The organism is Providencia sp. NPDC089933, from assembly GCF_049545585.1.
Classification (GTDB): Bacteria; Pseudomonadota; Gammaproteobacteria; order Enterobacterales; family Enterobacteriaceae; genus Providencia; species Providencia huashanensis.
The window spans coordinates 227364-236053 of the sequence record NZ_JBMWDT010000008.1 but is presented as its reverse complement, the minus strand read 5'-3'; the positions used below and the strand labels follow the sequence as shown (position 1 = coordinate 236053).

The 8690-nt window shown below is 36.3% G+C and carries 8 protein-coding genes and 1 tRNA gene; 4 read left to right on the top strand and 5 right to left on the bottom strand.

Translation table 11 applies throughout. From position 1 onward, the window contains the following. The first annotated feature begins 16 nt into the window (after window positions 1-16). Window positions 17-92: transfer RNA gene (locus ACPEH5_RS13400), tRNA-Lys, on the top strand. A 13-nt stretch (window positions 93-105) separates the two neighbouring features. On the opposite strand, the gene ACPEH5_RS13395 is transcribed toward ACPEH5_RS13400, so the two are convergent. Further along, window positions 106-351: a hypothetical protein gene (locus ACPEH5_RS13395; RefSeq protein ID WP_423727043.1), complete on the bottom strand. Its 246-nt coding sequence runs from the start codon at window positions 349-351 to the stop codon at window positions 106-108. A 1172-nt stretch (window positions 352-1523) separates the two neighbouring features. On the opposite strand from ACPEH5_RS13395, the gene ACPEH5_RS13390 reads away from it, so the two are divergent. Next, on the top strand, window positions 1524-1817 hold the full coding sequence (locus ACPEH5_RS13390; RefSeq protein WP_042844586.1) for a helix-turn-helix domain-containing protein: 294 nt from the start codon (window positions 1524-1526) through the stop codon (window positions 1815-1817). A gap of 324 nt (window positions 1818-2141) precedes the next feature. On the opposite strand, the gene ACPEH5_RS13385 is transcribed toward ACPEH5_RS13390, so the two are convergent. Genes ACPEH5_RS13385 through ACPEH5_RS13370 form a run of 4 tightly spaced genes read right to left on the bottom strand, consistent with a single transcriptional unit; the run spans window position 2142 to window position 6413 of the window. Further along, window positions 2142-2810: a methionine ABC transporter permease gene (locus ACPEH5_RS13385; RefSeq protein WP_042844584.1), complete on the bottom strand. Its 669-nt coding sequence runs from the start codon at window positions 2808-2810 to the stop codon at window positions 2142-2144. Further along, complete coding sequence (locus tag ACPEH5_RS13380; protein WP_048607576.1) at window positions 2807-3820, bottom strand: methionine ABC transporter ATP-binding protein; 1014 nt, start codon at window positions 3818-3820, stop codon at window positions 2807-2809. Before ACPEH5_RS13380 ends, ACPEH5_RS13385 begins: the two co-directional genes overlap by 4 nt. Before the next feature lie 3 nt (window positions 3821-3823). After that, window positions 3824-5284 carry an FAD/NAD(P)-binding protein gene (locus tag ACPEH5_RS13375; protein WP_166687205.1) on the bottom strand — a complete coding sequence of 487 codons (1461 nt, stop codon included), beginning with the start codon at window positions 5282-5284 and terminating at the stop codon, window positions 3824-3826. Window positions 5285-5288: 4 nt separating this feature from the next. Next, entirely contained in the window at window positions 5289-6413 is a 1125-nt protein-coding gene (locus tag ACPEH5_RS13370) for an alkylhydroperoxidase domain protein (protein ID WP_166687204.1), read from the bottom strand. Between the two features lie 214 nt (window positions 6414-6627). Here ACPEH5_RS13370 and ACPEH5_RS13365 point away from each other — a divergent pair, with 214 nt between their 5' ends. Together ACPEH5_RS13365 and ACPEH5_RS13360 are read left to right on the top strand one after the other, a co-directional pair. Next, window positions 6628-7470 carry a MetQ/NlpA family ABC transporter substrate-binding protein gene (locus ACPEH5_RS13365; RefSeq protein ID WP_048607571.1) on the top strand — a complete coding sequence of 281 codons (843 nt, stop codon included), beginning with the start codon at window positions 6628-6630 and terminating at the stop codon, window positions 7468-7470. Between the two features lie 208 nt (window positions 7471-7678). After that, entirely contained in the window at window positions 7679-8416 is a 738-nt protein-coding gene (locus ACPEH5_RS13360; RefSeq protein ID WP_042844570.1) for a cyclase family protein, read from the top strand. Window positions 8417-8690: the final 274 nt, after the last annotated feature.

The following is an 8690-nucleotide window of genomic DNA, read 5'->3' as shown; positions in this document are numbered from 1 at the left end:
TTCAAGCAATTCAGATGGGTCGTTAGCTCAGTCGGTAGAGCAGTTGACTTTTAATCAATTGGTCGCAGGTTCGAATCCTGCACGACCCACCATCTCAACAGCAGTTCAAGTCAATTCACCGCCCCGTAAATACTCAGTCGCCAATCCATACCTCGGCAAGCTGGTTGCAGGTTCAGGCCGCAGGCTAAATTCGTAGAATTTAAATCCTGCACGACCCACCATCTCAACAGCAGCGCAAGCCAATTCACCGCCCCGTAAATACTCAGTCGCCAATCCATACCTCGGCAAGCTGGTTGCAGGTTCAGGCCGCAGGCTAAATTTGTAGAATTTAAATCCTGCACGACCCACCATCTCAACAGCAATTCAAGCCAATTCACCGCCCCGTAAATACTCAGTCGCTAAGCAGTACTTTGATCTTGAAGATAGCGGTTATGGAATAAAACCGGCATCTGCAATGTTTATTCACCATACATAAGATAAACTTGTTGAAATGTAGGTGAACATTGAAACAGTATTTTTGCATGGTTAGAGACAATATCTTAAAAATTACATAACCATTTGATGTAAAGTCATAATTGTATTTTTTATCTGGAGAGGTTGGCAATAATGATAGATAATCTGATAGGCTTAAATAAGCATTGGTTAATTAAAATAATAGTATTGTAGTAACATAAGGTGGGATATCGAGTTTCACTATCTGTCTTAATTATGCAATAATGCAATGATATTATCATCTGAAGTTAAACTCTGTTTGAGTGTTATTTCTTGATATTTAATTCCAACCATGCTCTTGGGACGATAAAAATAACAATATTAAATTTAGATTATCAATTAGCATTATTTATTCATAATTTTGTGATGTTCATCAAGTAAAGTGAATAATAAACTTTTTTAACGTTAAGGTTTTGTTATCTTGATAGTTATGATTTGGTAGATATTTACCTTGCTGCTTTAAAAATTTAGCATTTTGGTTAATTGTAACAGAATGGTGCTTTTTGTAACTCATTGATGTTTAATATTACCAAATAGTTTTAGAGGTAAAATTTATTGTTTTTACTATTTTTTACATAAAACTAGCAAATATGCTCATATTTTCACTTCCAAGTGCCTGTACTACTTTAATATCATTAATAATGTTACAGTGTTAAATTATTCTGTTTATTTCCTTTATTTTCAGGTTATACATCGGTGTGAAGGGTTTTTTTTAGATTAATATTCTGATATCAGCCAAGTGACTGAAGGGGATAGGCATAAACCGACGAGTCCTGATCATTATAATTGATTGATATTACAATATTTTATTGTTACTTTAAGAGTGTGAAATGATTTGTTACATAGTTGCAATGTCATTTTAAGACTAGTTGAAAGTAATTAGAAGGCTAGTATATCATTCTTTCCGATATTGGCTGAGTCGTCTTTAGCTTTATCAAAGTTACACAAATTAAATAAAGATAAAAATAAAAAATGCAGTTAACTATCTGCAGACTTTTATTTCATTAATATAAATTGAAGCGAGAATGTTTATGAATACAAAATATCCTGTCGCTTGTGCAGTTGGACAAAAAATTAAAGCACTAAGAAAAGCTCAAGGTTATACGGTTTTTCAGTTAGCAAAAGAGATAGATATCAGTGAGCAGCAATTATTTCGTTACGAGCGTGGCGTTAATCGTATTGACATAGATTGTCTTGTTCGCGTACTAAAAATATTAGACGTCAATATGGGTGAATTCTTTAGTGAAATACTACAAGATGACGAACATATAGATGAGAGAAGGGACACAAAAGGATTTGATGATTCAATCTATACTCTTGTATGATACAAATAATTATTTTGTCTCAAAATGAAACTTAATTTAATTTTTATTCTTAATTGTTTCAATTAAGAACATAAATTAATGCACTGATGTGCGTATTTCAAAAAGAGTATAATTATATTATTTATCTCTCATATCGAATGATATTAAAAATAAAAGCCCGAGTTGGGCTTTTATTTTATTATTATATAAATACGGGACTAAACTATTTAACTTAATAATAGATAAATAATAAATAACACTGATTCATAGATAATGCTGGATGAGTTAATTACTAACTGACCGGTAATATATACTTGCTTCCAGTGTTATCTGTATTATCTATAGTTAATGATATCGTGCTTTTTTAGCTAAATAATCACCAATAAATTGCATACTTTGTACAATGATTATCAATGTAACAACCGTTATGGCCATTGCTACATTATCAAATCTTTGATAACCATAATTTAGCGCTAAGTCACCCACACCACCGCCACCGACGGCCCCTGCCATTGCAGTTGCTCCAACTAAAGTAATGCTTGCAGCTGTTAGACTAAGGATCAGTGATGATTTTGCTTCAGGTAAAATAAAATGCCAAACAATTTGCCAATTAGTTGCTCCCATAGAGTCTGCTGCTTCAATAATTCCTGAATGTACACTTAGCAATGAATTTTCGACTAAGCGAGCGGTATAGGGGGCGATAAAAATGACTAAAGGTACTATTGCTGCTGTTGTCCCTATTGATGTGCCTACCATAAAACGCGTTAATGGGATCATTGCGACCAATAAAATAATAAAAGGTAATGAGCGAATGACATTGATAATTGGGTTTACAATCCGATAAATGGATTTATTTTCCCAAATACCTCCAGGCCGAGTCACTACGAGCAATATTCCTAACAAAATACCGAATACGGCTCCTAAAATGAGGGCAACACTGACCATAGTAAATGTTTCGGACATGGCGAGTAGAAACTGTTTACTTGTTAAAGCTGTTTCGAATAATGGTGTCATAATGCCCCCTTATTGACTGCGACCCCTCGATGACGAAGAAACAAAATTGCGTCATTGATTTTTTCTTTGTCACCAATAATTTGTACAAACATACTCCCTAGTACTACACCGCTGATTTCTTTCATGTTGGCAAACAGGATATTGATTTTGACGATATTTTTCAGTATCAACTCATTCACAACAGGCTCTTGAGCGGAAGCCCCTAAAAACTCTAATCGGTAGACATCTTGTTGATGTTCTAAATTATGGAGAACACGTTCGGGGATCTCCTGATTCAAAACGGTTCCAACAAATTTTTGTGTTGTCAGATGTTGTGGGTTTGCAAAAATATCGAGCACTGTACCTTCTTCGACAATTTTGCCTGATTCCATAACCGCAACGCGGTTACAAACTTGTTCGATAACCTCCATTTCATGGGTGACAAGCAAAATTGTAATATTTTGCTCTTGGTTAATTTTCTTTAGTAATTGAAGAATTGAACGGGTTGTTTGTGGGTCGAGTGCTGAGGTCGCTTCATCACATAATAAGATTTGTGGGTTATTGATGAGTGCTCGGGCAATACCAACGCGTTGTTTTTGCCCGCCAGATAACTGCCCCGGGTATTGGTTTTTCTTATCGCTAAGCTCTACAAATTCAAGAATATTATCAATTCGACGATTGATTTCTTGTTTATCGACGCCTGAGAGTAACAGAGGCATAGCAATATTTTGTGCGACAGTTTTAGTTTCTAATAAATTGAAATGCTGAAAAATCATACCAATACTTTTTTTATGCGCACGTATCTCAGCAGGGGTATGGTGCGCAATATTTTGCTCATTAATAATGATGGCGCCATTAGTAGGTTTTTCTAATTGATTAACTAAGCGGATAAGGGAGCTTTTACCTGCGCCGCTATAACCAATAAAACCAAAGATGTCCCCTTGATTGATATGCAAATTAATACCTTGCAATGCAACTAAAGATTGCCCATCTTTTTCATATATCTTCTGTACATCTTGAAAGGTAATCATAATTTACTCTACATTATCAGTTAGTTGTATACGCTCTGATTGAGGAGAGGCAGCTCGCCATTCATCACCTAATAATTCAGCCTCTTGGCTCATTTTGACTAATTCAAGATGTTGTTCGCGATGCGCAAGATATAATTTTGCGGCAATATGCCCAGCCAATCGCTCAGCGCCGACATTAGTACCAGGAATTAAACCAATAACAGGTCCCATACTGAGTGACGCTGATAAATTAAAGCAATATAACTGATTGATTTTATGGTTATCATTACTATTTTTAGCGACTAATTCAAAGTGATTGCCTAAATAAGGGTGTGATGCTAACTCTGAATTTTGCTCATTAGCAGGGGGAATGAAAACATCTCCCCATGTTTTAATCAGAGGAGTGAGTCGGTTGAAAGCGCTATTTTTAGACCAATTTATACGATAGCCAGTTGCTAAAATTAGATAATCTACGGTGTATTTGCCACTCGTTGTGGTGATATCTAACTTTTTATTATTCAACTCAACAAAGTTAACTTCAGTATTAAAGTTGAAATAAGCATTTTTATGGCGAGATACGCGTAGTGTACTACCATGTGGAGCGGGCGTTTTTGCTTTAGCGACATAGTCAGCATAGTGCCATTTTTGTGCATCGGTAAAATAGCTATAGGCGTTAGTAAAACCTGGACTACCAGCTACTTTACCTCGGTTTACGCGTGGCATATCACTTGCTCGAATTAAAATCTCGACCGAGTTAGCGCCATTTTCCAATGCGGTCGCAGAGCTGTCCATTGCGCCTGCGCTATAGCCGACAACACCAATATCTAGCCCCTTAAAACGGCGATAATCGGAGCCTGCGTATGAATGCTCCCAATAAGCGGTAGGAATATTATCCATAAAACTGGGGATATTAGCTTCGCTAAATGATTCCATTCCTGTCGCCAAGATGACATGTAACGCTTGATAAGTGACTTTGCCCTCAGGCGTATCAAATATTAATTCGCGGTAATCATTAGTTGGTAAAATATCAATTAATTGATACTGATTTAGGACATAAGGTTCTGTCATGGTTCTAAACCATTGTAGATATTCCCCCCATTGTAAACGAGGGATCTTATCGAGTTCTTCCCATTTTTGGACACCGAATTGCGCTTTAAACCAAGCTTGAAAGGTTAAAGATGGAGAAGCTAAGGCTGGGCCAACAACATGTTTTGGAGAGCGTAGTGTTTCCATCAACGCAGGTGTTTGCCATGGGCCTTCTTTTCTAATGGGAGCCTGATCAAAAACGATAGCTTCAATACCCTGTAACTTAAGTGCAAACGCCGCGGTAATCCCTGACATACCAGCACCAATAATAGCCACATCAACTTGTGTTTTATGTTTATTATTTCCTGATAACGACCAGGAGCTAATAGGTAAATTTAGATATTGCAGATCTTGTTTTACTTGTGCCTCTAATGCATCTAAGCCGATAGGTAATGCCATTTAATTACTCCTTACCTTCTGTAATTTCAAATGGTTCACCTAAGGACAGCATGAGACGGTTTGCCCACGAAAAGAAAGCACTAGATTGAATCAGATCAAGCAATTCAAGTTCGGATAAACCGAGTTTTCGTAGGGTTTCAATTTGCTGCGTATCTGCTTGAATTGGTGTTGCAGACAAAGATGCGGCTAAATCCGTGATCGCGGTTAATCTTTCATCAAAACCTTCGGCAAGTATTGAGCCTGGCGCTGTCGATAATAGTTTTTCAACGTCGGGACGGCGTGCCTTAGCATATTGGCTTGCTTTTCGTGCATGAACGGAAGCACAGTAAATGCAGCCATTGACTTTACTCACAACAGCGGCAGCAAATTCCCGCTCCCAACGAGGAAGGCCATCCGTTGTGTAAAATACTCCGCGGTCAACTAATGTGCGTAATTCTAAAATTTTGCTTTGGTGAGCAAGTAGTAAAAAATATTCTGAATTTAATTGGCCGAATTTTTTCATGGTTTGTGCTTCTTCGGCGGATAAAGAGTCTGGCAGCCTTGCCGATAGCCATGGTTCCCAACCTAAATTGTCTTGAGTAAAAGCTGTTGGTGATGGCCGGCCTTGCTGAGTTATTGGTTGTTGATTCCATTTACCAGCCACAACTTTATTTGGGTGAGTTGTACTATCGCTATTACCAGAAAGTAACAATATGCCCTCAATGAGGCGGGCTTGGTAAGTGACATAAGTCACTAACTGCGCCAGTAAAATAATGTCATGCTCGCCCCAACCATGTTCAATTAATGGTTCAATTAAATGGTAATTTGTCTCTTTAGGTGATTGAGTTAATATTTGTAGATATTCTTTAGCGGCCTGAAAAGGGAGGGAATGAGTTATTTCTGGCACAGACCCAGCTAACTTAAAATAGAATTTCGCAAGGCGTGGGCTGCCCGTTAGTTCAGCGACTTGATAAGCAAAATAATATTTCACATCATTTGAAAGCAAAGTAGATGGCACAGAAAAAATAGCATTGAAACAAGCTTGAGTATTATCTGTTGCTGCTGCGCGCTCTTCGCGAATTTTAGCTAAATTGGAGTCTGGTGTTAAATCAGTCAGGTAATTAATTAAATCATCATTGAAAACAGTCATAAAGTAACTCACTTTTTTTAAACGTTTTTTTATCTCCTTTATTACATATCAAGCTCATCATTAACCGAACGATCTATTTGTTATATCCTTATAGCTAAAAAGAATTAAAATAGATTGTTATATTACTTTTGTATTAAGGTATAACGATATGATCTAAGTAGAACTTACAAATTATGATTATACTGCCCAAAATATCTTTACAGGGTTGTTATCTATGTTAAAACAAAAAATAATAAATTTATCGTTAATGGCTACAGCGGTAATCGTACTTGCTGGGTGTGGCGATAATAATGAAAAAAATAATCCAAATAAAAAACACATTACGATAGGCTTTGGCGTGGGAAATTATATTGACCAAGTTGAGAAAGGTATTGTCCCTATTCTAGAAAAGAAAGGCTATACCGTTAATTTGCGTCAGTTTTCACAAAATAGGCAAATAAACCCTGCTTTTGAAGAGGGATCAATAGATGCATCTGTTAACCAAAGTCGCGCTTATATGGATGCTTATAATAAAAAAAATAATATTAATATGGTAGCGCTGACCGACTCTCCTAGTGCACCACAAAGTTTGCGGTCAAATAAACATAAATCACTCGATGAAGTCAGAGATGGCATGATTGTTGCGTTATCGAACGACCCTGTTAATGCAGAACGAGGGGCTAGGATTTTAGAGCAACTGGGCTGGGTTAAAATTAAACCTGATGTTAGTACGTTAAGTTTTAGTGTGAATGATATTTCACCAGCGAAATATCAGCTTGATATTAGAGAAACAGATGCAGCACAAGGTTTACGTTTATTAGATGATGTTGATTTTGTTGTGGTAAATGGAAATTATGTTGCGAGTGCAGGGCAGAGAATAGCGGATGGATTGGTGGTAGAAGATTCACCTTTGGAACACCGTGTTATTGTTACTGTGATGCAGGAAAACCTTGATTCTCAATGGGCTAAAGATTTAAAAGATGCTTTTGAATCAAAAGAATATGCAGATTATATTCGCTCACAGCGTATTTATGATGGTTTTATTGAACCAGAAAGCTGGAGTAAGTATCCAAAATAAAAACCTAGTCTATTTTATTTATTGTTCAACATCTTTTAGCCACTTATTAGTGGCTTTTTTATATTATTTTACTGATTTAGTATGAAAATTATTCGTGTTGAATTGCTAGACAACGTTATGTTTTTTAGATATTTAATAGGAAACAAAAGTACGATAAGAACCGCGTAGAGTAAACTCAGTTTAAAAAGTTAATCAGGCAGGGGAACATATGAATAATGAATTAATAAATGCATTTAATGTGATAAAGGCAAAAAAATGGGTTGATTTGACTCATAGCTTTGATAAGGATTCACCCCATTTTTTTATGTTTGATTCAGCTGAATTTAAAACATTATTTGGCTACCCTGAGGGTTTTTTTGCACAGCAATTTACTTTCCCTGGGCAATATGGAACACATATTGATGCTCCATGTCACTTTGTAGAAGGAAAGCGCTACTTACACGAATTAGAATTGAAAGAGCTTGTTTTACCTTTAATCGTAATTGATCAGTCACAAAGAGCAAAGAAAGACCCAAATTTTGCATTTAATCTTGATGATGTTTTAGCGTTTGAACAACAACACGGTCAAATTGAGTCAGGCAGCTTTGTTGCATTACGTACAGATTGGAGCAAACGATGGCCCTCGCAAGAACTTATGGATAACAAAGACGAAGAAGGTAATAACCAAATACCTGGCTGGGGAATGGATGCACTTAAGTTTTTATTTGAAGTGAGAGGCATTAAAGCGATTGGTCATGAAACCTTTGACACTGACGCAGCGAAAGATTTTCGGAAAAATAATGCATTATTGGGGGAATATTACGTATTAGAACAGGATACTTACCAAGTTGAGTTACTGGCTAACCTAGACCAAGTGCCTACTCGGGGCGCTGTTATTTTTAATATCGTAGCTAAACCAAACAATGCAAGCGGTTTTCCGGTACGCTCTTTTGCAATTCTACCCTAGAATATGTTGATAACATTCCCCATCTATAGCCATTTAGTTTGATGGGGAGCGTTAAATGGCAAATAGTTATAAAATAATTAAAAAACCTATACTTTAAACTCGGAGAGTTTCCTAAAACCGATGACAATATAAATAAAAAATTATTGTTAAAGTCATTGCATTTATATTTTAATTAATTTTAGAAATATTTTTCCACGGAAACCCCTTGTAGTAAATCAAAATAGTGTCTTAATAATAAAGTGAGTTAAATACCATTTTTGATAATCGCAATAAT

What these genes read in the sequence shown, in the direction of transcription:
- ACPEH5_RS13375 (WP_166687205.1), bottom strand. Translation starts at nt 5,284, where the DNA reads ATGGCATTACCTATCGGCTTAGATGCATTAGAGGCACAAGTAAAACAA.
- ACPEH5_RS13370 (WP_166687204.1), bottom strand. Translation starts at nt 6,413, where the DNA reads ATGACTGTTTTCAATGATGATTTAATTAATTACCTGACTGATTTAACA.
- ACPEH5_RS13360 (WP_042844570.1), top strand. Translation starts at nt 7,679, where the DNA reads ATGAATAATGAATTAATAAATGCATTTAATGTGATAAAGGCAAAAAAA.
- ACPEH5_RS13380 (WP_048607576.1), bottom strand. Translation starts at nt 3,820, where the DNA reads ATGATTACCTTTCAAGATGTACAGAAGATATATGAAAAAGATGGGCAA.
- ACPEH5_RS13395 (WP_423727043.1), bottom strand. Translation starts at nt 351, where the DNA reads ATGGTGGGTCGTGCAGGATTTAAATTCTACAAATTTAGCCTGCGGCCT.
- ACPEH5_RS13390 (WP_042844586.1), top strand. Translation starts at nt 1,524, where the DNA reads ATGAATACAAAATATCCTGTCGCTTGTGCAGTTGGACAAAAAATTAAA.
- ACPEH5_RS13365 (WP_048607571.1), top strand. Translation starts at nt 6,628, where the DNA reads ATGTTAAAACAAAAAATAATAAATTTATCGTTAATGGCTACAGCGGTA.
- ACPEH5_RS13385 (WP_042844584.1), bottom strand. Translation starts at nt 2,810, where the DNA reads ATGACACCATTATTCGAAACAGCTTTAACAAGTAAACAGTTTCTACTC.